The 25,157-nt window shown below is 67.6% G+C and carries 23 protein-coding genes; 6 read left to right on the top strand and 17 right to left on the bottom strand.

The annotated features are described in order from the left end of the window. Positions 1 to 618 precede the first annotated feature (618 nt). A complete protein-coding gene (locus tag ACGFJ2_RS28900) occupies positions 619 to 1,050 on the bottom strand; it encodes an ATP-binding protein (protein ID WP_225299083.1) in 432 nt (143 codons plus the stop codon). 2 nt (positions 1,051 to 1,052) lie between these two features. Then, complete coding sequence (locus tag ACGFJ2_RS28895; RefSeq protein WP_020542579.1) at positions 1,053 to 1,403, bottom strand: STAS domain-containing protein; 351 nt, start codon at positions 1,401 to 1,403, stop codon at positions 1,053 to 1,055. Positions 1,404 to 1,811: 408 nt separating this feature from the next. On the opposite strand from ACGFJ2_RS28895, the gene ACGFJ2_RS28890 reads away from it, so the two are divergent. Continuing rightward, positions 1,812 to 4,319, top strand: a complete 2,508-nt coding sequence (locus ACGFJ2_RS28890) for a DEAD/DEAH box helicase (RefSeq protein ID WP_393473421.1) — start codon at positions 1,812 to 1,814, stop codon at positions 4,317 to 4,319. Between the two features lie 381 nt (positions 4,320 to 4,700). Here the strand turns inward: ACGFJ2_RS28890 and ACGFJ2_RS28885 are convergent, their stop codons facing one another. Continuing rightward, the gene (locus tag ACGFJ2_RS28885) at positions 4,701 to 5,291 is read right to left on the bottom strand and encodes a TetR/AcrR family transcriptional regulator (RefSeq protein WP_393473418.1); all 591 of its coding nucleotides are present in this window, start codon (positions 5,289 to 5,291) and stop codon (positions 4,701 to 4,703) included. 81 nt (positions 5,292 to 5,372) lie between these two features. On the opposite strand from ACGFJ2_RS28885, the gene ACGFJ2_RS28880 reads away from it, so the two are divergent. Next, positions 5,373 to 5,810: a VOC family protein gene (locus ACGFJ2_RS28880; protein WP_357954524.1), complete on the top strand. Its 438-nt coding sequence runs from the start codon at positions 5,373 to 5,375 to the stop codon at positions 5,808 to 5,810. A gap of 246 nt (positions 5,811 to 6,056) precedes the next feature. Here ACGFJ2_RS28880 and ACGFJ2_RS28875 read toward each other — a convergent pair whose 3' ends face one another. From ACGFJ2_RS28875 to ACGFJ2_RS28865, 3 genes are all read right to left on the bottom strand, one after another. Continuing rightward, the gene (locus ACGFJ2_RS28875; protein ID WP_393473414.1) at positions 6,057 to 8,591 is read right to left on the bottom strand and encodes a hypothetical protein; all 2,535 of its coding nucleotides are present in this window, start codon (positions 8,589 to 8,591) and stop codon (positions 6,057 to 6,059) included. Between the two features lie 935 nt (positions 8,592 to 9,526). Next, positions 9,527 to 10,786, bottom strand: coding sequence for a group II intron reverse transcriptase/maturase (ltrA, locus tag ACGFJ2_RS28870; protein WP_393473985.1), 1,260 nt, complete (start codon positions 10,784 to 10,786; stop codon positions 9,527 to 9,529). A 334-nt stretch (positions 10,787 to 11,120) separates the two neighbouring features. Then, positions 11,121 to 11,459: a hypothetical protein gene (locus ACGFJ2_RS28865; RefSeq protein ID WP_393473411.1), complete on the bottom strand. Its 339-nt coding sequence runs from the start codon at positions 11,457 to 11,459 to the stop codon at positions 11,121 to 11,123. Between the two features lie 152 nt (positions 11,460 to 11,611). On the opposite strand from ACGFJ2_RS28865, the gene ACGFJ2_RS28860 reads away from it, so the two are divergent. Then, entirely contained in the window at positions 11,612 to 12,250 is a 639-nt protein-coding gene (locus ACGFJ2_RS28860) for a class I SAM-dependent methyltransferase (protein ID WP_393473408.1), read from the top strand. A 517-nt stretch (positions 12,251 to 12,767) separates the two neighbouring features. Here the strand turns inward: ACGFJ2_RS28860 and ACGFJ2_RS28855 are convergent. Together ACGFJ2_RS28855 and ACGFJ2_RS28850 are read right to left on the bottom strand one after the other, a co-directional pair. Continuing rightward, complete coding sequence (locus tag ACGFJ2_RS28855) at positions 12,768 to 13,199, bottom strand: Rv3654c family TadE-like protein (RefSeq protein WP_357954518.1); 432 nt, start codon at positions 13,197 to 13,199, stop codon at positions 12,768 to 12,770. After that, positions 13,196 to 13,498: a TadE family type IV pilus minor pilin gene (locus ACGFJ2_RS28850; protein WP_358180330.1), complete on the bottom strand. Its 303-nt coding sequence runs from the start codon at positions 13,496 to 13,498 to the stop codon at positions 13,196 to 13,198. Before ACGFJ2_RS28850 ends, ACGFJ2_RS28855 begins: the two co-directional genes overlap by 4 nt. A 13-nt stretch (positions 13,499 to 13,511) precedes the next feature. Here ACGFJ2_RS28850 and ACGFJ2_RS28845 point away from each other — a divergent pair, with 13 nt between their 5' ends. Next, positions 13,512 to 13,802, top strand: coding sequence for a hypothetical protein (locus ACGFJ2_RS28845; RefSeq protein WP_393473403.1), 291 nt, complete (start codon positions 13,512 to 13,514; stop codon positions 13,800 to 13,802). On the opposite strand, the gene ACGFJ2_RS28840 is transcribed toward ACGFJ2_RS28845, so the two are convergent. After that, complete coding sequence (locus ACGFJ2_RS28840; RefSeq protein ID WP_393473400.1) at positions 13,786 to 14,097, bottom strand: DUF4244 domain-containing protein; 312 nt, start codon at positions 14,095 to 14,097, stop codon at positions 13,786 to 13,788. The two genes, ACGFJ2_RS28845 and ACGFJ2_RS28840, sit on opposite strands and share 17 nt — an antisense overlap. A 752-nt stretch (positions 14,098 to 14,849) precedes the next feature. Next, positions 14,850 to 15,329, bottom strand: a complete 480-nt coding sequence (locus tag ACGFJ2_RS28835) for a helix-turn-helix domain-containing protein (RefSeq protein WP_357954513.1) — start codon at positions 15,327 to 15,329, stop codon at positions 14,850 to 14,852. Positions 15,330 to 15,379: 50 nt separating this feature from the next. On the opposite strand from ACGFJ2_RS28835, the gene ACGFJ2_RS28830 reads away from it, so the two are divergent. After that, on the top strand, positions 15,380 to 15,766 hold the full coding sequence (locus tag ACGFJ2_RS28830) for a tautomerase family protein (RefSeq protein WP_357954511.1): 387 nt from the start codon (positions 15,380 to 15,382) through the stop codon (positions 15,764 to 15,766). Positions 15,767 to 15,977: 211 nt separating this feature from the next. Here the strand turns inward: ACGFJ2_RS28830 and ACGFJ2_RS28825 are convergent, their stop codons facing one another. The 7 genes from ACGFJ2_RS28825 to ACGFJ2_RS28795 all read right to left on the bottom strand — a co-directional run bounded on the left by ACGFJ2_RS28825 (position 15,978) and on the right by ACGFJ2_RS28795 (position 22,740). Further along, the gene (locus tag ACGFJ2_RS28825; RefSeq protein WP_357954508.1) at positions 15,978 to 16,148 is read right to left on the bottom strand and encodes a hypothetical protein; all 171 of its coding nucleotides are present in this window, start codon (positions 16,146 to 16,148) and stop codon (positions 15,978 to 15,980) included. A 66-nt stretch (positions 16,149 to 16,214) separates the two neighbouring features. Beyond that, entirely contained in the window at positions 16,215 to 16,490 is a 276-nt protein-coding gene (locus ACGFJ2_RS28820) for a hypothetical protein (protein WP_357954505.1), read from the bottom strand. Positions 16,491 to 16,633: 143 nt separating this feature from the next. Further along, the gene (locus tag ACGFJ2_RS28815; protein ID WP_393473395.1) at positions 16,634 to 17,122 is read right to left on the bottom strand and encodes a type II secretion system F family protein; all 489 of its coding nucleotides are present in this window, start codon (positions 17,120 to 17,122) and stop codon (positions 16,634 to 16,636) included. A 585-nt stretch (positions 17,123 to 17,707) separates the two neighbouring features. Then, entirely contained in the window at positions 17,708 to 18,418 is a 711-nt protein-coding gene (locus ACGFJ2_RS28810; protein WP_393473392.1) for a type II secretion system F family protein, read from the bottom strand. A gap of 216 nt (positions 18,419 to 18,634) precedes the next feature. Next, positions 18,635 to 19,798: a TadA family conjugal transfer-associated ATPase gene (locus ACGFJ2_RS28805; protein ID WP_358180312.1), complete on the bottom strand. Its 1,164-nt coding sequence runs from the start codon at positions 19,796 to 19,798 to the stop codon at positions 18,635 to 18,637. Between the two features lie 292 nt (positions 19,799 to 20,090). Next, positions 20,091 to 21,131 carry a septum site-determining protein Ssd gene (gene ssd, locus ACGFJ2_RS28800; RefSeq protein ID WP_393473389.1) on the bottom strand — a complete coding sequence of 347 codons (1,041 nt, stop codon included), beginning with the start codon at positions 21,129 to 21,131 and terminating at the stop codon, positions 20,091 to 20,093. Positions 21,132 to 22,008: 877 nt separating this feature from the next. Continuing rightward, positions 22,009 to 22,740, bottom strand: coding sequence for an oxidoreductase (locus ACGFJ2_RS28795; protein WP_393473386.1), 732 nt, complete (start codon positions 22,738 to 22,740; stop codon positions 22,009 to 22,011). 227 nt (positions 22,741 to 22,967) lie between these two features. Between ACGFJ2_RS28795 and acs the strand changes: the two genes are divergently transcribed. Then, complete coding sequence (gene acs, locus ACGFJ2_RS28790) at positions 22,968 to 24,941, top strand: acetate--CoA ligase (protein WP_357954493.1); 1,974 nt, start codon at positions 22,968 to 22,970, stop codon at positions 24,939 to 24,941. Positions 24,942 to 25,157: the final 216 nt, after the last annotated feature.

The following is a 25,157-nucleotide window of genomic DNA, read 5'->3' as shown; positions in this document are numbered from 1 at the left end:
GCGGGCTGGTGCGGCACCATCCGGGTTGTGGGTGCCGCTTCCGGTTGAGTCCGCAGTTTCGCCGGATCACCTTGGCCGGTGCCGGGAGTCTACGCACGGGCTGCGCGGATATGAAGGCTCTGCCGGTCGCTATTTGGCCACGCGTCCAGTAATCCCCCAGTAATCCCCAGCCAGCAAGGCGATTTGCCATCTGACAACCGATATTTCCCCGGGTTTACGGCCATGACAAGGTGCCCGATACGACACGCCCGAAACATGGGTTTGGGACATCCCAGAGGGACGACACGCCGAAGCCGAGCTGTGGGGCACGGCCCGCAACCGGCTGGGAGATGTCCTCAGCGGCCAACGGCCGGGATGACATGCCAGAGCCGGGCCATGGATACCCACGACCCGGCCGGTCACTAGGAAGGGACGGCGACGGCCCTACGGCTGTCGGCTGGTGCCCTTTGGCCGTCGGGTGGCTTGGTGCTCTCTGGCTGTTGGCTTGTGGAAGCCATGGGTGCCGTGCCTCGTATCGGCGCCCAGCCCCGTATCACCAGAGGAGCGTACCCCTGGACAGGGCTCAGCCACGGTCGGCGGGCGGGGCCCACCGTGCCGTGCCGTAAAAGAAAGATTGTCTTAAATTGGCGCGTGACCATTGGTGGCGGCGGGCCAGCTCATGCGGATGCGCATCCCCTTCGGACTGGGGAACACCTCCACGTCGTCGGCCAGCCCCGCGATCACCGCGATGCCGAACCCCGACATGAACGAGTCAGAGAGCATGCCCAAATCGAGAGGTTGCTCCTGCTTGATCTCATCGCTGGGGGCCTGATCGCTGACCGTGACCTCGAACCGTCCCGAGTCGTCTTTCAGCTCGATGCGGATGGGCTCTCCCGGGCAGTGCGCGCGATGCGCCTCAACCGCCCGGGAGCAGGCCTCACCGACGGCGAGCCTGACCTCGTCCAGCAGTGACTCCTCCACGCCGGTGCGCCGGGCGATCGCCGTCGCGACCAGCCGGGCGGTCCGCACATGCGCGGGGAGGGCGCTGAACGTCAGCTCGACGGTAGCCATGACTACTTGTCTTTGCCGTGAGCTTCCTTGGCCTCGTCGACCGAAGCGTAGATCCCGAAGACCTTGGTGAGTCCGGTGATCCGGAAGATCTTGAGGATGCGCTCCTGCGTGCACACCAGCTCGAGCGAACCGTCGTGCGCCCGAACCCGCTTGAGCCCCCCGACCAGGACACCGAGGCCCGTCGAGTCGAGGAAGTCGACCTTCTCCATGTTCACGAGAAGGTGGAAGTTGCCCTTGTTCACCAGGTCGATGAGGAGCTCACGCAATCTCGGCGCCGTGTAGACATCGATCTCACCCTCAACCTCGACGATGGTGAGTCGGTCCTCGTTGTGGTGATCCAACTTCAGATCCACAGATCCTCCAGCGCCTCGCCTGCGAAAGTACCCTTGCGGGCCTGGCAGTCTGGAACGGGGCTCCAGACCGTCTGACCCTGACGCGCGGCATTCAACCACGCGTCTGGCTTGTGTCTATACGAAATCACGATTCCCGGCGACTTTGCCCACGGATGCAGACTGGAAACAGTGACTTCCTCCGCTTCCTCCCCACACCGGCCAGGTCCACTCCTCGGTCACCTGCTCGGTGTTCCCGCACGTCATGAGCGCGTCACTCATGTGGAGCATGTTCCAGCACGTCAGGCGGGTCAAGTGGGTTGGCCGAAATGGGCGCCGGAACTCCTGGTTACGCGCTTGGCGAACCGCGGAATCCCGGGATTGTGGCCACACCAGTACGAAGCCGCTGATCTGGCCCATCGTGGCCGAAATGTGATCATTTCCACCGGAACGGCATCCGGGAAGTCGCTCGCGTACCTCACTCCGGCGGTCACTTCCTGCCTCGGCGGCGGCACGGTCCTTTACCTCACGCCTACCAAGGCCCTGGCCGCCGACCAGCTCCGCGGCCTCCGCGAGCTCCGCATCACCCAGCTCCGCGCGGCCTGCTTCGACGGCGACACGCCGTTCGAGGAACGTACCTGGGTCCGGCAGCACGCCAACTACGTACTAACAAATCCCGACATGTTGCACCGCAGCATCCTGCCCCGGCACGCCCAGTGGTCGTCGTTCTTCCGGCGGCTGCGGATGGTCGTGGTGGACGAGTGCCATGGCTACCGCGGGGTGTTCGGCTCGCACGTGGCCCAGATCCTGCGCCGCCTGCGCCGCGTCTGCGCCCGCTACGGCTCGCAGCCCGTCTTCCTGCTGGCCTCAGCGACGGCCAGCGAGCCGGGGGCGTTCGCGATGCGGCTGACGGGGCTTGAGATGGCCGAGGTGACGTCGGACGGGTCTCCCAAGGGTGCGACGACCATCGCGCTCTGGGAGCCGCCCCTGACCGAGCTACGGGGCGAGAGGGGGGCTCCGGTGCGCCGCACGGCCACCGCGGAGGCCGCGGACCTCCTCACGGACCTCGTCCTGGCGAAGGTCCGCACCCTCGCCTTCGTCCGCTCCCGACGCGGCGCCGAGACAGTCGCCCTGACCGCCCGCGCCAAACTCGCCGACGTCGCCTTCTCCCTGGCCGGGACCCCGATTGGCGGCTCATCGAGTACGGCCTTCGCCCCGGCAGGAGGTCATCCCGGCGCGCTCCCCCTGTCTGGTGGCCACGCCATCCCCCCGGACCGGGGCATTTCCCCGCTCCCCTCTGCCCCTCACCCAGGGTCTCCAGACCACGACGTCCCCATGGCGTCCCCGGACCACCGCCCTTCCCTGTCATCCCCCACCCAGGACACTCACCCAGCGTTTTCCACCCCACCGCCCTCAGACCAGGGCACTCGGCCGGCACCCTCCACCCGCAGCACCACCACACCGCTCCCAGACCAGGGCACCGCTCCACCAGGCTCAGACCAGGGAACGCTGTCCTGGGGAGCGTCCGTGCCCGTGTCCGTGCCCGAGTCCGTGCCCGTGTCCGTGCCCGTGTCCGAGTCCGAGTCCGCCGACTGGGCCGACCTTCCAGACCGGATCGCCGCCTACCGGGCCGGATACCTCGCCGAAGACCGCAGGCTCCTGGAGAAGGCCCTCCGCTCGGGCTCCATCATGGGCCTGGCCACCACGAACGCCCTTGAGCTCGGCGTGGACGTCTCCGGCCTGGACGCCGTCCTGATCGCCGGCTGGCCGGGCACCCGCGCCTCCCTCTGGCAGCAGGCGGGCCGAGCCGGCCGCGACGGCCAGGAGGCACTCGCCGTACTCATCGCGAGGGACGACCCCCTCGACACCTACCTCGTACACCACCCCCAGGCCCTTTTCGGTCAGCCCGTAGAGGCGATCGTGCTCGACCCGGACAACCCGTACGTTCTCGGCCCCCACCTCTGCGCGGCCGCCGCGGAGATCCCGCTGACCGACGCCGACCTGCCCGTCTTCGGCCCCACCACCCCGAACGTCCTCGACGACCTGGTCACCGAGGGCCTGCTCAGAAAGCGCCCCGCAGGCTGGTTCTGGACCAGGCGCGAACGTGCCACCGACCTGGCCGATATCAGGGGCGGCGGAGGGGCGCCCATCCAGGTCGTGGAGTCCGCGACCGGCCGTCTCCTCGGCAGCGTGGACGAGCCGTCCGCCCACACCACCGTCCACACCGGCGCCGTCTACCTGCATCAGGGTGAGACGTACCTGGTGGAGCTCCTCGACCTCGAAGCCGGCGTCGCCCTGGTGGGCGGTGCGGAGCCCGACTACACGACGTTCGCGCGCGACGTGACGGAGATCTCGGTGCTCGCCTCCCTGCGTTCGCACGACCTCGGCCCCGGCAGCCTCCACTTCGGTGAGGTGGAGGTGACCAGGCAGGTGGTCTCGTACCTCAAACGCCGCCTCCAGTCCGGCGAGATGCTCGGCGACGAGCCCCTGGACCTCCCGCCGCGTACCCTCCGCACCCGCGCGGTCTGGTGGACGCTCCCCGCCTCAGAAGTCGCCACTCTGGCCCAGGAGGGCTTCGACCTGGGCGGCGCCGCCCACGCCGCCGAACACGCCGCCATCGGCCTGCTCCCCCTCTTCGCCACCTGCGACCGCTGGGACATCGGCGGCGTGTCCACGGAACTTCACGCGGACACGGGCCTGCTGACGGTGTTCGTGTACGACGGTCACGAGGGAGGCGCCGGATTCGCCGAACGCGGCTACGCCCGTGCCACCGACTGGCTCACGGCCACCCGCGAGGCCATCGCCTCCTGCGAATGCGAACGCGGCTGCCCATCCTGCATCCAGTCCCCCAAATGCGGCAACGGCAACGAGCCCCTGGACAAACGCGGCGCCATCCACCTTTTGGACACCTTGCTACGCTCCGCTTCCGCCGCAAGCTAGTCCGGTGTCGACGGACGTTCGCCGGATGTCCGCTCTCCCTCTCCCCGAAGGGGTATCCCGCCCGGGTGGCCCGGCGGCGCAACCCCTTCGGGCCACCCGGCGGGACAAACCTTCCAGGGCCCCTGACACGACGGACTGTCGCAGGGACCGGACCAAACCCAGGGGCCACTGTGGTCACCGCACCAGGCAGCGCGCGACCGCCCGAACCTCGATAAGCCCAGGTGAGACCACCCGCTGACCGATCCCTCCGGGTCCTTGGCGGGTTGGTCGAGGCGAGACCACCCACTGACCGATTCCTTCAGGGTCCTTGGCGGGTTGGTCGCGAGACCACCCACTGACCGCATTGCCAGACCCACTCGTAGAACACAACGATGCGCGCACTCACTCGAGGCGCAACCCCTGCAGGATCCGGGACAAGGCGGCCCACACGTCGTCCAGGTCGCCGGGATCTCCGGAGCCGGCCAGCCACAGGGCGGCCTCGTTCATCGCCCCCGACAGCAGGTGAGTCAGCGGGGCGACCGGCTGTCGTGCGATAACCCCTGCCTCGATGAGGCCGGAGAGCGCCTCGGCCAGATGGCGGGCGGAGGCGGCCTCGTCCAGCGCGCGCCACTCGCTCCAGCCCAGGACTGCGGGGCCGTCGATGAGCATGATCTGCTGGATGTCCGGATTGGTGCAGGCTGTGAGGAACGCCCGGCACCCGGCCACCAGTTGCTCCCATGGGTCGTCCTGGACCTCGGCGGTCGCGGCCACCGTCTCGGCCACCTCCCCCTGCACCTGCTCCAGGACTGTACGGAACAGGTCGGCCTTGCTCTCGAAATGGTGGTACAGCGCGCCCTTGGTCACCCCGGCAGCGGCGACGATCTGCGACAGGCCCACCGCCCCGTAACCCCGGCTCGCGAACAACAGCCTGCCCTCGCGTACCAGAATCCGCCGGGTCTGCTCGCGCTGCTCGATCCTGCTGCCCTTGTGCATCGCGCCACCCCTGTTGACATACCGATGGTATGCCAATAGCGTAGCTTGACATACCAACGGTATGCGAAGGAGCTTTCCGTAATGCTGACCAGCTTCTATCCGGTCCTCTGCACCTCCCTGCTGCAGGAGTCCCGGGACTTCTATGTCGGGTGGTTCGGGTTCGAGGCGACGTTCGAGGCGGACTGGTACGTGAGCCTGCGCCGGCCGGGGACCCCGCCTTACGAGCTCGCGCTTCTCGACCACCGCCATCCGACGCTTCCCGAGGGCCACCGCGCACACGTTCAGGGGCTGCTGCTCAACTTCGAGGTCGAGGACGTGGACGGGGAGTGGGAACGGCTCGTGGTACGGGGAGGTCTGCCGGCCGTGCTCGAACTGCGCAGCGAGGATTTCGGGCAGCGGCACTTCATCGTGGCCGACCCCAACGGAGTGCTCATCGACGTCATCACACCCACCGTTCCCACCGCCGAGTACGCCGGCCAGTACCAGACTCAGGATTCACAAGGATCCGCAGCCCTTTGACGCACAACAGAGCCCGTCCGGCCTCGGCTCAACAACGGCTTGCTCGCTGCGCCAGATGACCTCACCCACCACATCAGTGCCCATGCCAGGGACTCAAAGTCCGACGGCATACCGATGATCTCGGCAAGACCGGTCGCATCAGGCACGCCCTCGACACGGAGGAACCCGCCGAAGGGCTAGCGCCGGCCGAGGCAAGTGCTCCCCACCGGCCGACTCCTTCGGAGGGCTTGGTGGGTTGGTCGTGGGTTAGCTGTCGCCGCCGCGATGGCGGTGGCCCGCGAAGGCGTTCTCGTCGTCGTCAGCCGCCCAGAAGTCACCCGCTCCGGGCTGCGGACGCTCCCAGAAGCCACTGTCCTCCATCGCCCTGGGCGCAGGGGGCAGGTAGTCGTCCCAACGCTCCTCGATCCGTACTGCGGGCGGCGTGACGGCGGCGGCCGACTCGGGCACCTCGATCACGGCCGAGCTGGGCAGCGCGATCCGTACGGGCTCCTGACGGACCGTCCGACCGTCCAGCTCAGCACGCATCCGACCGGACTGGTCGAGAGGCTCTCGATCACCCTGAGCCGCTCCCCTCCAGCCATCCTGATCAACGGAAACCCGGTCATATCGACCGGCATCCGCCCGGCCATCCCGCTCCCCAGACACCCACGAAACCTGCCCAGCGCCCGCCTGGCCATCCTGCTCGCCGGACAACCAGGAAGCCTGCCCAGCGCCCGCCGGGCCATCCTGCTCGCCGGACAACCAGGAAGCCTGTCCAGCGCCCGCCGGGCCATCCTGCTCGCCGGACGCCCAGTCATCCGGATCAGCAGCCCCCATATCGGCGTCGCTGAGGTGCAGCGGGAGGGCGGCGCGTACCTGCGCACGAGCCTGCCCCGGCACCGGCCCGTTAGCCCGACCGGCACTCGGCCCCTCTGCGTGACGCCGTGCTGCGGACGGCGTGGCCAGCAGGCCAGACGCTGTCGAGTTGAAGCGATCGGACGACACCACACCGAGCTGTTCGGACCCACCCGAACCGAACCCGTCGGACCCACCCGAACCGAACCCATCGGACCCACCCGAACCGAACCTGTCGGAAACCCCCCGACCAGATCTGTCGGACATCTCCGGACCGAACTGGTCGGACGCCCCTGGATCGAACCGATCGGAGCCGCCCGAACCGGCCACACCAGCAATCCCCTGACTAAACCGATCGGACACCCCCAGACCGGAAGCCCCTGGAGTGGACCCTCCCAGGGTGGACGCTTCCAGCCCAGGTGCTCCCGGGCCGGGCCGATCGGACACCCCCGAACTGGGTCGATCGGACGCCGCCGAGCCAGGTTGTTCCAGCGCCTGCATGTGGGATTCCAGTGCCCGCATGCGAGACCGTGCGGGCGTCTGCGCACCGGAACGTCCTGGTGGCGTACGCGAGGCTCCGGGAGCCTGGGCGCCAAGCCGCTCTGACCCGCGCGAACGCTCAGACACCTGAGCACCCGACCGCTCCGGCGCGCGGGACTGTTCAGGGGACTGCGTACGAGGATGCTCACTGGCCGGTCGGACCTTGGCGACTGCCAGCACCACGGCAGGGCGTCGGGGGACCGAAGCGGTGGGCGGGACGCTATCCGTACTGGGTTGAGCGGAAATGCCGAGACTTGGCGAAGCGGCAGCCGAGTGCGGCACCGAACCCCCAGCACCAGCGGCGGCAAGAGACCGGCGACGCGCCCACGCGCCTCCGTGCGCGGCCAGCAGCAGCAAGACGAGCCCGCCTGCGACGTACAGGCCGTACTGGCCGATGCCTCCGGCGGCCGACTCCGACGACTGGGCCTTCACCTTGGAATCGATGGCAGCAGAGTCGGCGTCGCCTGTGGAGCCGTTCGGAGCGAGGCCGTCGGTCCTGCTCGAATCTCCGGTCGTGTCGGCGGTCGGGATCGGGAGATTGCCCTTGGGGTCGGTGTCGGGCATGGCGGGGAGCTTGTCGGTTTTCTTCGTCGTGGTCGCCTTGTGCGTGGGCGCGACCGTGGACTGCGCGTGCTTCTTGACGGGCAGCGTAGGGAGGGTCTCGACGCCCTTCTTGGTGCCCGTGGTCTCCTGTTTCGTGGCCGTCTTCTTCGGCTGGGCGGCCGGTGGTGCGGGGATGGTCACGTACGCGGCGCCAGAATTGCCGGACTCGATCGACCCGCCATCGCCGTCGCCCCTGAACGCCTTCACGGTGAAGCCCACCCGCTGCCCGGCCGCCTTGGTCGGTACGGCGAGCACGGCCTTGCACGATGATCCGGAGCAGGCGCTGTCGGCGGGCAGCCTGCCCACAATGCCGGACTGGCTGGTTGCCACCTCGTACGACTGGAGGTCCGGCTCCGAGCCCTTGCTCCAGGTCACCACGATCTTCTCGGCCCCCTGCAGGGCCGCGGCGACGTTGTCCGGCGCGGCGGCGGGCCGCCTCAGCTTGAAGGTGCTCGTCGCGTAGGTGCTGCCGGTGATCTCACCCTTGAGGACCACGTTGAAGGTCCCGTTGGGTGCGCTGCCCGCGTCGAACGTCCCGGAAATCGTCTGGTTGGCACCCCCACCGGCGACCTTCTGCCTGGTGGTCGAGGGGCCCTCCACGTACACGCCCATGTTGAGCTGCATTAACCCGGTATGCGCTGAGATCGGCACGGATCCACTCGTGACCACCTGACCGTCGGACGGAGACGTGATCTCCCCCGGGCCCGCACCTTGCCGCGCCACCACGGCCGCCTGAGCGGACCCACCGAGCACGATGGTTCCCGCGACGACCGCCGTCGCGACTATCGCTCTGCCAACCGTCACGGCGCTTCCCTCCATAGAGAGCCTCGCGCCGCCTGACCACCCTGGGGCGTTCACGCGACGACCGGAATGCAGTCCGCTTGGCCGATGTCGATCACCGACCGCCCCTGAACCCGCACCCTAACGGCTCAGGTCCGGGCTATCCCAGACTCCGGCCCCAGACGGCATGGACTCACGAGTAAGCGGCACCTTATGTGAGCTATCTAACTCTTGGACACTCTGTCTAAGAAGTCGTAATTCGATTGCGACCTAGCCCCGGCAGCCCCACAAGCCACATTGTTCGTGGAAGTCAAAAACGCCTCTGCTTTCACGAACAATGCGCTAAATAACGGCCCACCCTGCTCTGCGGGAGCGAGGCTCAGCCCTCAGCATGGGCCGGGGTCCACTCCCCGGCCCAGAACCAGGAGCCACCTAAACCAAGGCTCACAGCCCGCAGCCTCCCAGCGCAGGTCGGGGCATACGAGGCGAGGACCCAGAATTGGGCCCTGGGACCGGGATCGGAACCCAGGGCCGGATCGGGGCCAGGGCCAGGACGAAGCCAGGGGCCAAGACGGAAGCACACCCACACCTCCGTCCACCTCAGCGCGTCGTCATACCGGCCGATCGATCTACCAAGAGGTGGGCCAGTGCTCCCGTCTTCAGGCGCGATGGTGTAGACCCGCGCGCCAGCGCCCTCTGGGGCGCGAGCGTGCAGTGCTTGGAACTGTTTGCGACGGCTCAATCACGTACGGTAAGGTTTTCGTGATCGAACGGGCAAGCGACAACCAAGCTGACCGTAAGATCACTTCCTGGATTCATCGGTACAACGAGGCCGCCGGACGGGCGGTGACAGGACGTGGAGACTTGCCGATAGGCGGGTCAGGTCGGGTCGCCCAGAGCATCGCAGCCCTGGGCTCCCACGGAACCGTGCGTAACAATCTCTTGTTACACGGCTCTTCTCACCCTTTCCAGTAGGACTGGCCCTCCCAGGCCCAGTGCCGGAAAAGCCCGGGTTCTCTCTTGAGGAGCCCGGCCCACCAGGCTTTGAACCGTTTGAATGAGCGCAACCGCCGGTATTTCTTGCGCGCCCAGCGCGCCAGGTAGGTGTTGACGCGTTGCAGGAGGGGATACAACTGCGACCGGTAGAACCGGCCGTAGTAGGTCATCCAGCCCGTCACGATGGGGTTCATCCATGTGGCGAGCTCTGCGAGATCGCTTCCTGTTCTGTGGTGGATCCGCCAGGAGCGGACCTGCTCACCCATCGCTTTGAGTGCCTCCGCGCTGACCGCGGGCAGGAACGCCGTGAACGCCTTCCCGCCCGATGATCGGGCCTTGCGGGGACGGAACGTGTAGCCGAGGAACGTGAACGACGTGTGCTGGGACGAGCCTCGCCTTCGCATGTCCTTGCAGTACACGATCTTGGTTTTGTCGGGATGCAACCGCAGCCCGACCTGTTGCATTCTCATCGCGAGCGCGGCCAGCACGTTGCGTGCTTGCCGCTCGGTCACACAGTGCACTACAGCGTCGTCGGCGTACCGCTCGAACTCCACGGTCGGGAACTCGCGTTGCAGCCAGGTATCGAACGCGTAGTGCATGAACAGGTTCGCCAGGACCGGCGATACCGCTGAACCCTGTGGGGTTCCCCGGTCCCGCTCGGCCAGGGTTCCATCGGGCTGCTGGATCGCAGCGGCGAGCCACCGCTTCACATACAGCAGCACCCACCGCTGCTCGGTGGTGATGTTGGCCTCTACTGCCTTGACCATCAGGTCCCACGGCACGCTGTCGAAGAACTTGGCGACGTCGAGATCTATCACCCAGTCCTTCCGCCAGCACCGCTCACGGCACTTGGCCACCGCGTCCAAAGCAGAGCGACGCGGCCGGTATCCATAGGAGTCGTCATGAAAGATCGACTCCGTCCGGGGTTCCAGCGTCATCGCCGCCACCGTCTGGGCGACCCTGTCGGCCACGGTCGGCACCCCGAGGATCCGGGCTCCTCCCCCAGCCTTGGGTATCTCCACCGCCTTCACGGGAGGCGGAAAGTAGGTCCCCGACGACATCCGGTTCCAGATCTTGAACAGGTTGTTCTTCAAATCCGCTTCGAAGTCGGCGATGGACTGTCCGTCTACTCCGGCGGCCCCCTTGCTGGCCTTGACTCTCTCGTATGCCTCCCACACCAGCCGCTTCGAAATCTTGAACGGCTTATCCTGCGGTTCCGACATGCCCACCCGCTTCCTCCCGAGACAACGCCCGGTTGTTCGTGCGAACACAATCGACAGATGAGCCGGCCCCTTCGCTCCACCCCGATTACAGGGGTTTCACCACTACTACGAGCCGGTCCGCCAGCGGACGCCGCGACGGTACTCAACGTCTTACGGTTCCTGCCGCTCGACGCGCTCCCTCTCACCTCCCCGGCCGCATATGGCCAGGGAGAACGTGTCAGCGTCCGCCTTCCCACGTTCCATGCAGAAGCCGCAGACCGGACTCGCGCCGCCTCCATGCCGGACACCACCTAGCCAATAGACGGGCACCCGCCAGGTTCATCCCGAGACCACTTCATCGCCCCGGTTTCGATGTCATCTTCTTGTTACGACACGTCGTCAGCGGTTCGCTCACGCTCGCCTTCCCGGTCCCCACCTGACGCATCACGTGCGCCTTTTCCTCAACGCTCACCACGACGGTCTTCAGCCAACGCAGCTTGAGGCGGTTTGATGTCTCCCCCCGCAGGGCGACACCGAAGGGCCAGACCTTCATCTCCTGCACAGCACCGCATCCAGCAAGGTCACCTACTCCACAACAACCCCACCTTCCGCGTTCGTGGCACACTGAAGCGTCATGCATCCCGTTCCACAGCTCGTGCTGCTTGCGCAGCATGGACTGCTGCGTGAGCAGCACGGGAATCTTCGCCGCTTCAGGGCGAGGAGCATGTCAAACTCCGCATCGTGACTGCTGCATCTCAGCGTGGTGGCTCCTTCTACGACTCACCCAAGATCTCCCAGAGGTATCGCGACCATCGGCACAGTGGAATAACGAGCCCAAACCACGTCATGGAGGAGCCAGCGCTACTGGATGCCCTTGGCACGGTCACCGATCTGCGCGTTTTGGATCTCGGCTGCGGGGATGCGGCCATCGGGCGGACTCTGCTGGACGCCGGCTGCCGTAGCTACCTGGGCCTGGATGGCTCGGCAGCCATGGTGGAGGATGCCAGCGCGACCCTTCGAGGCACCTGTGGGCGAGCCGAGCGAGCGGACATAGAGGACTTTTCCGCCCCGCCGTCTTCGTTCGATCTGATCATTTCTCGTCTGGCCCTGCACTATGTCGAGGATCTGGAGGCGGTGCTGACGGCTTGCCACACATGCCTTTCGCCTGGTGGGCGGATCATTCTTTCGGTTGTTCATCCCGTTCTCAGCTCATATGACGCCGGGACGGGAAAGCCGCGCACGAACTGGATCGTCGATGACTACTTCCTCAAGGGGCCACGGCGGCGGAACTGGTTGGGCGGCAGTGTCGTCTGGTTTCACCGGACTGTTGAGGACTATGTAGATGCGCTGATGAACGCCGGGTTTGCACTGTCGGCTCTACGTGAGTGCGCCCCTCAGGAAGAGCGGTTCGACGGCGACTTGGCCGAACTGGCGCGCCGCCGCCGCGTGCCGCTCTTCCTGTTGCTCAGTGGCACAAGGATCTGACCGGCCAGGAGAACTGCCGGACAAGGTCTTCCCTCTGCGTATGCACGTGGTCATCAAGGAGGTCACCCCGGCCGAGCGGGTATAGAAGTCCCGTTCCGGCCGAGACAGGAACCGACATTCCTGTTCCGGCCGAGCAGGAACCGACGTCCCTGCCGACCGAGCTCCGTCCGGCTCACTCGCTCCTCACCCGCTCGCCCGCTCTTCGTTCACTTGGCCTGTCGGCCTTGCTCGTGCGCATCCCCACCAGGTCCACCCCGCCGCAGGCCGTCGCGTTCTACCGGGTCTGCACGCTTACTCCTGTCGTGAGTGCTCTATCGGGCCCACACCCTTCGGCCTTTGCCTGCTCTGTCTGGCCTGCGTTCCTGCTCCCGCTTGTTGCGCCCTGCCATGGCTCGCATCCCTTCTCCGGTCCGTGGGGTGCTCTGCACAGGCCGCATCCCTTCTCCGGTCGGTGGGGGCTCCGCACAGGCCGCATCCCTACTTCGGACTGTGTGCGCACCCTGCACAGGCCACATCCCTACTGCGATCTGTGGGGGTGCTCTGCCGAGGCCGGGTACTCGCTTGGGCCGGCGCGGGCCCTACCCGTCAGGGTTCGGGTTCCTAAGGCGGGCAGAGTGATGGTCAATGAGGTTCGGACATCCGCGATTTCACCTGTGAGCGTGCATTGAAGGAGGTGGGCGCCGTTTTTCGCGGCTACGGTCTTCGCTCTGTCGCAGGCTGCTTGGGGATCGAAGATTGCCAGCCTCGCCGCCGCAAGTGCGCTCAGGTCGGCTGCGTCGTGTACGTGATGGCGGGCGACGCGTACGGAGCCCACAGTAGCGAGGGCCGTGGCGACCGCCATGAGCAGGCCCATGAGCGCGACTCCCCACAATGTCGCGGAGCCCCGGTCTGCTCGCTTGACGAACGTTGCCGCTCGATCCTTCTTCGCCGAGGTGCGCCAGCGTGTCATGACTCCGTGTCGGCTGTCGCAGAGGCGGCCACTTGTACTGCGGGCAGGGACGCTCCCCATGCTGGTCGTACCTCCACCGAGATCTCTACTTTTGTGCTCTCCGGGCTACGGCTGATGTCCACCTGCGCGTTGGGGCGGGTGGCGGATCGTACGAGTTCGCGCACTTCGTCCAGTGGCTCGCCTCTGGCTGCGGCCCGGGCTGCGGCGCGAGCCGCGTCGACGCATTCCAACTGGACCCCGACTACTTGGATCGTCCACAATGCGGCGGCCAAGACGACCATGAGCGCGGGCAGGACCATAGCGGTCTCGGCGGTGACGGAGCCGCGCGACGTCGGCCGCCGCTTCAGCCGCGATGTCGGCCAATTACGACGCCATACGAATCGTTTCACGAGCGACACCGACCGCCTCGAACCTGATGTCGGCCAATTGCGACGCCATAGGCATCGCTTCGCGAGCGACACCGACCGCCTCGAACCTGATGTCGGCCGTTTACGACGCGCTACGGATCGCTTCGCGAGCGACACCGACCGCCTCGAACCTGATGTCGGCCGTTTCACGCGCTTGGAGGTCGCGGCTTGGGGCGCGGTCATCCGGCTGTGTTGAGCGCCTTGTCGATGAGTTTCGAGAGCATCTCATGCACCTCGGGACTGGTGACCACCTTGAACAGCAACGCCGCGAAGGCGCACGCGGCGATCGTGCCAACGGCATATTCGGCTGTGGACATGCCGCGCTCGCGGTGTGGTCCCGAACAACGGGCCCACCTGTCGGCGAGCCAGCCGTGGTGGCGGACGGCTGGGCTGGTTGCCTTGGCGGTCGGGGGGCCTTGCGGCGGTGTGGCGGTCGGCGGGTCTTGTGGCGGTGTGGCGGCGGCGTTCGGGGTGGTTGCCGCATGATGCATGGTGCCTCCAGGTGATCGGAGCCGGGTGTCGTCCGGCGTGGGTCCAACAGTGGCTCAAGGCTGCGTGCGTCGGATGAGCCGAACGACGTTCTGTGGAAAACGTTGGACTGCCCCATAAGCAGGGGGCTGACCTGGAGGTTTACGGGCGCGCTGCCCGTCTTGCGACAGTTGGTCTCTCCGCGTGCTCCCGACGTCGATCCGGTACGTGTAGGTGCTCGGCAGCCCTCCCCCGTGCATGTCCATGCCTGTGTGAATGAGCGCGCAGGCGTTCATGAGCGCGCAGGCGTTCACGCATCCCAAACCGGCCATTGATTGGGACGCCCGGCGGCCTCAAAAGCGTGCAGGGCGGCCTTACGAGCCGTGTGCGGGCCTTCCGAGTGCCGGTCGTCAGGGTGCGGGCCTTCCGAGTGCCGGTCGTCGGGGTGCGGGTCGTCGGGTGGAGCACAGCAAGGCAGGTCAGGCCGTGAGAGGCGTATCCGTCGCGTTAGCGGTGGACACAGTGGTGCTGTGCTCCTACGCGATGCGGTGGCGTCAGTAAGCGTCGAGGTCACCGCTGGCAACCGGGCACCGCGTAGGCGTCGAGGCCACCGCTGGCGATCGGGCGCCGCCAAGGCAAGACTAGGAGGAGCCGGCCGGGCCGGTCAGCGAAGACTGCCCTGTTCTTACGCCAGCTCGGATGGCCATCGAGGAATTCGGGGCTGAACGACCGACGAGGCGCTCGCCGCGTTTTCCGCGCATGCGTGATCTTCAGCTCAACCGTGCATCCGTTTGCCCAAGGCGGTCTCGTAGGCACGCATCGTCCGCACGATCGTGGCGCGTTCGGACGGCGTGAGGTCGGACAGGACCTCGGTCCACGCCAGTGCGCTGCCCGACAGCCACTCGCGGATCGGCTCGACGTACTGCGGTGCGATCGCGACGACCCGTCGTCGCCGGTCAGCATCATCCTCTTCCCGTGTCAGGACGCCGCGGCGAGACAAGTCACCCACCATGAGACTGACGGTCGTCGGAGCGATCTCCAGTCGCTCCGCCAGCTGGCTCACCGTGAGAGACCCGTCGTACTGCAGATAGGCCAGCAGTGACAGGTGGCGGGGTGCGAGATCGAGCGTCCGCAGTGCCTCTGGGACGGGCAGCCGCTTGGCTCGCCCGACCATCCTGGGCATCAGCAGCAGCATGAACCGCACCGCCTGGTCAGTGGTCATGCCGTCCGCGTTGTTGACCATCTGGCGCTTCACCAATTACCTTTGAGATTAAAGCTAATTTAGGAACAAACAGGAGGTCCATCGTGCCACACCTGACGGTCCGGGTCCTGGAGTCACAGCTGCAGGGCAACGAAACGGCCCTGATTGCCGCGCTGACCGACGCGGTGGTCGACGTATACGGCGAGTGGGCGCGCGACATCGCGGTCATCCACCTCGACGGCGTACCCGCCGGACGACTGGGTCTGCGGGGCAAGCCAGTCGACGAGGCGCCACCCGCGATCATGTTCGGCATCCGCGAGGCGGCGTTCAACCGTCCCGACAGCGACGAGCTCATTGCCAAGCTTGTACGAACCGTCACCGATGCCGTCGCCGACGTCCTCGGAGCGCACTTGCGCGACACCATCACGGTCGAACTCGTCGCCACCCCGGCCGGCCGCACTGCGCTCGGAGGTGTGATCGTCGACGGCTAGCCCCGTTTTCGCATGTGAGTGATCTTCAGCGGAGGTCTCGTCGATCGATGACGAGCAGGTCCAGGCCAGTGGACTGCGGGATGCTCGGTGGTGACTGGCCGATCCCCAGGATCTGACGGATGCCGGCTGGCGCCTCCAGAATGAGCCGACCAGTGGGGACAGCAGTTTGACCGGCATACAAGCCGTCGGGCCTTGGTGACGCCTCGTGCGGTCAGTACTTGGCGAACCTGGCGTTCGACCAGCCAGAAGGCGGGCACCGAGCCAGGCAGATGACCGTGATCAGCGCGGCGATGCAGGCCCCGAACGCCGCGGCGTCGGGGTAACGGCGGCTGTCCAGCTCACGCTCCAGACGAGCCAGATCCGCGCGAGTACCTCCCACCATCGAAAAAGCGGCCAGCCTGATGAGTTCCGCGCCTGTAATCAATCAGGCCTTCCAGATTCGGTGGCCCTAGGTCGTCGGGCTGGTCAGGACGTCGATGAGGGTGGCGGCGAACTCGTCGGGCTGGGACCAGTAGCCGGTGTGGTCGCCCGGGAAATCGATCATGGGTTTCCCCCAGCGGTCGGCCAGGGCGAGGCCGGGACGGTAGGGGAAGTGCTGGCGGGAGTCCCGGCCGCCGGCCAGCACGATCCGCTCCCGCTGGGCGTCCAGGGTGGCCAGGTCGGGACGGTAGCCGGGCGCCTGCCGTACTTCGTGATCAAGGAAGAAGCCGATATTGAGCGACAAGCGACGGATCAGATCGCCTGGGGTGATGGCTGGGTCCGCCCACAGCATCTGGCAGACCTTCCCCCGTTGACACCTGACGCAAGTGCCTTGCTCGCGTCCAAGATCGACTACCTGTCCAACGTTCGGTGATGGGTCACTAGGTGTTAGGGGACGGTGATGGCGGTGGCGAGGCCCGCGACGACGGGGATGATGCCCAGGAGGACGAAGGCCGGTAGGAAGCAGAGGCCGAGGGGTGCTACCGCCTTCACGCCGACGCTCCTGGCTGCGGCCACAGACGTGGTGCGGGTGGATTGGCGGGCGTCGTCGGCAAGGCGCGTCAGGACGTCGGCAACCGGGGCGCCGGTCTGAGCCGCTCTGCTCATCGCTCGTGACAGTTGTGCCGTGGCGGGTTCTTGGGCGAGGAAGGCCCAGGTGGGGTCAGGGTCGGCGCCCAGTCGGAGTTGCCGGCTCACCCACGACAGGCGTTGGCCGAGCGGGCCGCCCAACGCGCCAGCCGCTATCTCGGTGGCTGCGCTGACCGGCTGCCCGGCGAGGAGGCAAGCTGCCATCAGGTCGGCGGCGAACGGCAGGTCAGTGGTGATCTTTTTGCTGTCTCGGCGGGTTTCCGGGTCGACTTGTCTGTGCAGGATCACGCCGACGATGGGGGTGGCGAGCAGAGCGGCTATGAGTCCGGCTCCCCCGCCTATGAGTAGGGCGGTGATGAGGGCGGTCCCGAGTGCTCCGACCAGCGTGCGGCGGTTGATGCGGCGAGGTGAGGCCGCGGGGTGATCTAGCCAGGTCGGTGGGGCGAATGTGTCGGCATCCGGGTCCGTGGAGCCTGAGTTCGGGAGTCGGTGTGTTCCGGGTGAGTGTAGATGTCTTCCGGGTGGGTGCAGGTGTCTTCCGGTCGGGTGCAGGGGCATGCCTGCCCTCGGCCCGGGTTGGGGGGCGGCTTCTGGTGGTAGCAGGCGGGTCAGGCGTTCGGCCGGAGTTGTCGGGGGGATCCACAGCCAGGTCGCCACGCAGGCACAGACTGCGGAGAGCAGCTCGAACATCGTCTGGGGTCCGTTCCGGTTGGTTGCGCCGCGCGATCATCTGAGGGAGCCGCGTGATCACCCGAGGTAGCGCCGTCATCGTCCGAGGTAGCGGCGTGATCGTCCGACGGAGCGGCGTGATCGTCCGACGGAGATCCGGGCGGGCGACGGAGATCCGGGCGGGCGGTGGTGGAGCGGGCGTCGCTATGAGTTTTCGGCGCGAGTTGCCATCTGGTGGGTCCACCACAGGCCGCAGGCGTCGAGGGCGATTCCGGCCGTGAGGCAGGCGAGGCCGGGGAGGTTGCCGAAGAGGAAGGCGAGCGGGCGCATGCCCAGCGCACTTCCCATGAGGAGGCCCAGGGCAGGGAGCGCGGCCAGCATTCTCGCAGTGGTGCGTGGGCCTGCCAGTTGTGCCGTGACGTCCCGGCGGTGAGCTTGGGCTGAACGTAACGTGCTGCCGACACGCTCGACGAGGGCTGCCAGTCCCGCGCCTACGGTCACGCTGACGTTCCAGCAGGCGGCCAGGCGGCGTAGTCCCTCGCCGCCCTGCTGGGGGGCCACTGACAGAAGGGCTGTGGACACGTCGCCGCCATCTCTTGCCGCCGCCACCACCGGGCGTAGGGCTTCCGGGTCGGGGAAGTCGACTGCGGTGATCGCTCTGGTGAGGGCTTCGCCCGGAGTACGGCCTGCGGTCAGTTCGGCTGAGAGGGCTTGGCAGAGTTCGATCGATGCCTGACGCCAGGCGTCGGCGCGACGGGCTGGGCTGGGGCGGGTGATCAGGTGCTTTATGGATCGCTGCGGGAATGGCTCGCGGACTGAGGTCAGCCTGTTGAGGCGGGCTGTGGCGGTGTTCGGGCCGGTCCACAGCCATACGGCGGCTGCTGTGGACAATGCGGCCACCAAGGCTGCGATCACGGCTTTGGGCCTCCGTTCGCTCGTCGCGGGTCTGCTCGGGTGAAGCTCACCGGTGGAAGTACAGGTGGATGGTGGGTGGAGGTATGGGTGGGTGGGTGGAGGTCCGCATGCGGGTGGGTGGGATGGCTGGCGGCACGGGTGGGGGTGGGTGGGATGGGTGGCGGCAGGGTGCCGGTGGGTGGGATGGGTGGGGGTAGGAGCTGGTTTGGAGGGTGGTTACGGAGGCGTTCTCTGCGCCAGGGTGTTGTATCCCGGCCCGGTTTGGGGTCGGCCGTGCGCGTCGAAGGTCAGGGCGGGCAAGGATTCGACGAAGCCGGTCGGGGTTCTCGACAGAAGGCAGATCTCCGCTACGCGGCGGCGGCCGTCGGAGTGGTTGCGGGTCAGGTGGATGACCACATCGAGGGCGGCGGCGAGTTGGCTGTGCACGGCCTCCCTGCTCAAGCCCGCCGCGCAGCCCAGCGCCTCCAGCCGTGGCGGTACGTCGGCGGCCGCGTTGGCGTGCAGGGTGCCGCAGCCGCCCTCGTGGCCGGTGTTCAGGGCGGCCAGCAGGTCCACCACCTCTGCGCCCCTGACCTCTCCGACCACGACTCGGTCGGGACGCATGCGCAGGGCCTGGCGTACCAGGTCTCGTAGGCCGACACCGCCGGCACCTTCGAGGTTTGACGGACGGGACTCCAGGCGTACGACGTGAGGGTGGAGCGGGCGGAGTTCGGCCGAGTCTTCCACGAGCAGTAGGCGTTCACCCGGATCGGCCAGTGACAGCAGCGCGGACAGAAGCGTTGTCTTGCCTGTGCCGGTGCCACCTGTGACCAGGAACGCCAGCCTGGCCGTCACGATGGCCGTCAGCAGAGGTACCGCCGACTGCGGGATCGTGCCCGCCGCCACGAGGTCGGGCAGCGTGAATGTACGTCTCGGTGGCAGGCGCAGCGACACGCAGGTGCCTCCTGAGGCGATGGGTGGGAGGACGGCGTGCAGGCGTACGCCTCCGGCCAGTCTGGCGTCCACGTACGGCGAGGCGTCGTCCAGGCGTCTGCCCGCGGCGGCGGCCAGGCGTTGGGCCAGTCTGCGGACGGCGCCGTCGTCGGCGAACGTCACTGGGGTTCTGCGCAAACCGTGGCCGTCGTCGACCCATACCTCGCGAGAGCCGTTGACCAGGACGTCAGTGACGTCGGGCTCCGCCAGGAGGGGCTCCAGGGGGCCGGCTCCTATGAGGTCCGCGCAAAGGGATCGGGCAACGGCAAGGATCTCCGCGTCGCCGTAGACGGATTTTTCGGCTCGTAGGGCTACTGCCACCTGGGCGGCGCTGGGCTCGACGCCGGTCCGTGCCAGCCGTACGCGGACGGCCTCGATCAGCTCGGGTGACACGCCTCCTGCATTCATGGGCTCACCTCTGTTGTCCGCTCCAGCAGTTCCGGCAGTCCCAGCGCGAGTACAGAGATTGTTGATGCGGGCGCAGGCACGAACGCGGATGGGAGCCCGAGTACGGACCCGGACGCCCACGTCGGCAACGGCGTCGGCGCGAGGGTGGGAATGGGGGTGGGCGTCGGCGCCGGCGTGGGGGTGGGCGTGGGCACGGATGCGGACGTCACCGCGCTCCTCATTGCGGACAACTGAAGACCGTGCGCAGCGGACCTGTCAGGGCGTAGGGGGTGCTGGGGGTTCGTCTGGCTGGTCACGATGGGAGTAGGTCGCGTAGGAGGGAGGTGCAGAGGGCGCCGAGGACGGTGCGGGGGCCGAGTTTGGGGAGTTCGCCGCGATTGAGGGTGGTGGGGAGGCGGGGCTGCTCGGGTAGGTGGCCGGCGGAGGGGATGCCGAGGGAACTGGCCACCACGGCGTCGTCGAGGATTCCGGGACGGATGACCGCGCGAATGTCCGAGGTGTGCTGGTTTACCGCTGTGAGGACCTGGGCGGCCGCCAGCACGCCGCGTACGTCGGCCATAACCACGAGCAGCGTGCCGCTCGCCCTGGTCAGTGCCTCGACGGCGGCGGGGTCGAGGTGGCGTGGTAGGTCGACGACCACCACGTCGAAGCCGCGGCGTCCGGCTTCCAGCACCGAGCGCATGGCCTGGGCGGGGATCGCCCGTACCTCTCCGCGGTGAAAGGACAGGACCGTCAGGTCGCCGAACGCGGGCAGCGCGGCCCGCAGGGCTGCCGAGCCGACACGGCCTTCGCGGGCTACCAGGTCTCCCCAGCGCGCGCCGGTGGCCTCCTCCTGCCCCAGCAACGCGTCGATGCCGCCGCCCAGTGGGTCGGCGTCGATCAGCAGTGTGCGCAGGCGGTCGCCGGAGGCCCGCAGGGCCAGGCAGGCCGCCAGGACGCTCGCTCCCACCCCGCCCCGGCCGCCGATGACGCAGAGCACGACGCCGGAGCGGGGATCGGGCTCCATGGCGTCGGCGAACTCCTCCACCAGGCGCCGCTCACCTCCCGGCAGGTCGACGACGGCCTGGGCGCCCACGGCCACACATCGTCGCCAGCTGTCGGGATCTTCAGGGCCGCGGGTGACCAGGAGCACGCCGTCTCGGGCGGGTGGTGAGGTGGCGGCCACCGCGTCGGCCAGGTCGCCGCCTATCACCACCAGGGGCGCGAGGTTCCAGAAAGGGCGCGCGTGGGCTGGGGCGTGGGCCACGTCGAGCTGGGCTCCCGCTGCGGCAGCCATGCGGACGAGGTCGTCGAGCAGGTCGCGGTCTTCGGTGATGACCAGTGGGCGGTGCATGAGGGGCCTCCTGATCTGCGGATCGGGAGGTACACCATGCGTCGCGAGGGTGGGGCGGCGGGCCACCGAACGTGGTTCTGTGGATGAGAGGGCTCGAGGTGGGGAGTCCCTGTGGATAACAGACGACCGGCCTGAAGGCGCGAGTCCCTGTGCGACGACGCGCGGCCCTCAGGGCGGATCCAGGTGCAGAGGGACCCACCCGGAAACGGCCCCGGGCAGAAATGGGGCGACCCCCGCCGGGGGGGAGAGCGGGGGTCGCCTGATCGGTCCGGCTCCGGGGGGGTAGAGCCGGTCCCGTTTCAGAAGAAAGCTTTCATCACTTGACCGGAGCATGGCAAGAGACTGGCAGACCAAACCCATGCACAGTCGCCCCAGTTTCCGGAGATACCCCCGTATGCTGCCCGATCGACTCGAGTTTCGTCGAGGAGCAATCTCGCATTTTCGCCAAGTTTTTTTCGTGCTCCCATAACGATCACATAAAGCAGATCACTCTGCGTGATCGTCACAGGTTGATAACCGTAACAAAACCCACGGGCCCCCGAAATCTTCACCCCCGCAGAGCCCCGCACGGGTAAAGGTCTTGGTTCTAGGGGTTCCCATCAGGGCGGATCCGTCGTACAAAGGGGACACGGACCACTTGTCCGGGTGCGTCAACCAGGCACCCACGCGCGACCAGCCGCGGGAGGCGCGTCGTGACGGGCTTGTCCCGCTCCGACGAATAGAGGTGCACGCTTGGTAACCCGGTGTGACGTATCGGCAGACGGCGTCTCATGACTGAGACGCCGTCAGCTATGTCAGGACCCTTGCGGCGCCCCAAGATCGGCCCCTCCGCGGCACCGCGCAGGTCAGCGCCTCGCTGACCAGCCTCTCTTGCAGCTCAACCCCTCTGCAGCGCCTCGCAGATCGCGGTCGTCTCGCGTACGCCGAGGGTGACCGCGGCGGCACAATGTCGTACCCACTCCGCCACCCCCTCGGGTGACCCCGTCAGGTACGACCGCAGGCCATCGGCATAAGCCAGCTCCAGATGCCCCACCTCGACGGCCACCAGCGACTTCGGGTCGAGCCCGTACTCCACCAGCGTGAGCCGTCCGGCCGAGCGCGCGACCACGCCGTCGGCCGTACCGAAAGGCCGCAGCACGGCCAGCTCCGCGTGAACGACGGCGGCCAGGACGAGCGCGGGCGCCTTCGTGGGCGCTTCGAGCAGCCCGAACAGGCTCTCCAGACGCGCCGCCAGCTCCTGGTCCTCGGTGCGCGGGCGGCCGAGTGCGTCCGTGAGACCGGCCGCGGCGACCGTGTGCAGGCGGGCCAGCACCTGGCGGGGGGCCTTGCGCCAAGTGGCGCCCAACCGGCCCAGCTCCGCCGACGCTCGCAGGGCGCCCTGGACGACGGGGTCCTCGATCGAGCCCCGGCGCAGCTCGTCCAGAGGTACGTCGACGCCCTCGATGGCCGCCGAGGCCCGCGCCCCGCGCAGGGACGACTCAGCCGAGACCGCCGGGCTCGCGCGGCGCAGGACGCGATGGCGATAGAGCCCGTCGACGGCCTTCCTGGCCTCCTCCACCGCCTCGGGAACGCCGGGAAGTGCCGCGATGACAGCCAGTGGATCACTCACGGCATTCCACCCTAGCGGGGGACCCAATAAACCCACCCATTGGCCCGTTCCATATTGGTGTGGTGCCAAAATGACAACAGTTCAATAGCAGTTGTTAGTCCCGTTGATAACCGGATCACCCTCGCGGCGCCACATGTACAGACCTGTCTAGACCTCTTGTGTGCGGAGCACGTGAGCTGGTGGAGTGGGACTCGACCTGTCCGATCTGGCCCTTGAAGGAGCACGAGGTGGCCCCGGAAACCCCTGGCAACGAGCCCCAGGCGTTGTCGAACCTGCTGCAGGAGAACCGCCGGTTCGCACCGCCGGCCGACCTGGCGGCCGCGGCGAATGTGACCTCCGCCGCGTACGCCGAGGCGTCGGCCGACCGGCTCGCGTTCTGGGAGAGTGCGGCCGACCGGCTGACCTGGGCCAAGCGGTGGGAGACCACGCTTGAGTGGAACGCGCCGTTCGCCAAATGGTTCGTCGGCGGCGAGCTGAACGTCGCCTACAACTGCGTGGACCGCCACGTCGAAGAGGGTCGCGGCGACAAGGTCGCCTACCACTGGGAGGGTGAGCCCGAGGGCGACACCCGCACCCTGACCTACAACGACCTGAAGTCCGAGGTCAGCAAGGCCGCCAACGCCCTGCTGGAGCTCGGCGTACGCAAGGGCGACCGGGTCGCCGTCTACATGCCGATGATCCCCGAACTGCCGATCGCGATGCTGGCCTGCGCCAGGATCGGCGCGGTGCACTCGGTGGTGTTCGGCGGGTTCTCGGCGACCGCGTTGAAGAGCCGCATCGACGACGCCGACGCCAAGGTGGTCATCACGGCCGACGGCGGCTACCGCCGCGGCGCCCCCTCGGCGCTCAAGCCGACCGTGGACGAGGCCGTCGCCGAGTGCCCGCAGGTCGAGCACGTCCTGGTCGTACGGCGTACCGGTCAGGACGTGGCGACGAACGACAAGGACGTGTGGTGGCACGACCTGGTCGAGCGGCAGAGCGACCAGCACACCGCCGAGCCGCACGACGCCGAGGACCCGCTGTACATCCTGTACACCAGCGGCACCACCGGCCGGCCCAAGGGCATCCTGCACACCTCGGGCGGATACCTGGCCCAGACGGCCTGGACGCACCACGCGGTCTTCGACCTCAAGCCGGAGACCGACATCTACTGGTGCACCGCCGACATCGGCTGGGTGACGGGACACTCCTACATCGTGTACGGCCCGCTCGCCAACGGCGCGACCAGCGTCATCTACGAGGGCACTCCGGATACCCCGCACCGGGGCCGGTTCTGGGAGATCGTGCAGAAGTACAAGATCACGATCCTCTACACCGCCCCCACGGCGATCCGGACGTTCATGAAGTGGGGCGACGACATCCCCGCCAAGTACGACATGTCCAGCCTGCGCATCCTCGGCTCGGTCGGCGAGCCCATCAACCCCGAGGCGTACGTCTGGTACCGCGAGCACATCGGCGACAACCGCTGCCCGGTCGTCGACACCTGGTGGCAGACCGAGACCGGCGCCATCATGATCAGCCCGCTGCCGGGCGTCACCAGCGGCAAGCCGGGCGCCGCGATGCGCCCGCTGCCGGGCATCAGCGCCGACGTGGTCGACGACCAGGGCAACAGCGTGCCCGACGGGGGCGGCGGCTTCCTCGTGGTACGCGAGCCGTGGCCGGCCATGCTCCGGACGATCTGGGGCGACGACCAGCGCTACATCGAGACGTACTGGAGCCGGTTCGAGGGGATGTACTTCCCCGGCGACGGCGCCAAGAAGGACTCCGACGGCGACCTGTGGCTGCTCGGCCGCGTCGACGACGTCATGCTCGTCTCGGGCCACAACATCTCCACGACGGAGGTGGAGAGCGCGCTGGTGAGCCACCCGAAGGTCGCCGAGGCGGCCGTCGTGGGCGCGACCGACCCGGTGACCGGGCAGGCCATCGTGTCGTTCGTGATCCTGCGTGGCGCCGCGGAGGAGGGTGCCGATATCGCCTCTGAGCTGCGGAATCACGTGGCCAAGGCGCTCGGGCCCATCGCCAAGCCGCGCCAGATCCTGGTGGTGCCGGAGCTGCCCAAGACCCGCTCGGGGAAGATCATGCGCCGGCTGCTCCGGGACGTCGCGGAGAACCGGAGCGTGGGCGATGTCACCACGCTGGCCGACAGCACGGTGATGGACCTCATCTCGGAGAAGCTCCCGTCGGCGAAGAGCGAAGACTGACGGGGGAAACGAAGGGCGAAAGGCGAAACCCGCTCCTCTACAGGACGGCGATCTGAGGCCACCCGCCGTGGGTGGCGGGCGGCCTCAGATCTCGCACAGGGTCGGGCGCCGTGACGTGCGCATTCTTGGCCGGTTACCGGGTTAGGGTGGATATCGGTGTGCCGGGAAGTCGGGTCGGCGTCACGGGGAAGCGATCCTCGCGACAGCCGCCAAAGG

This window comes from Nonomuraea sp. NPDC049028 (assembly GCF_043197735.1).
Taxonomy (GTDB): domain Bacteria; phylum Actinomycetota; class Actinomycetes; order Streptosporangiales; family Streptosporangiaceae; genus Nonomuraea.
Note: the sequence above shows the minus strand (reverse complement) of the source record. Positions and strands in the feature narration are given on the sequence as shown.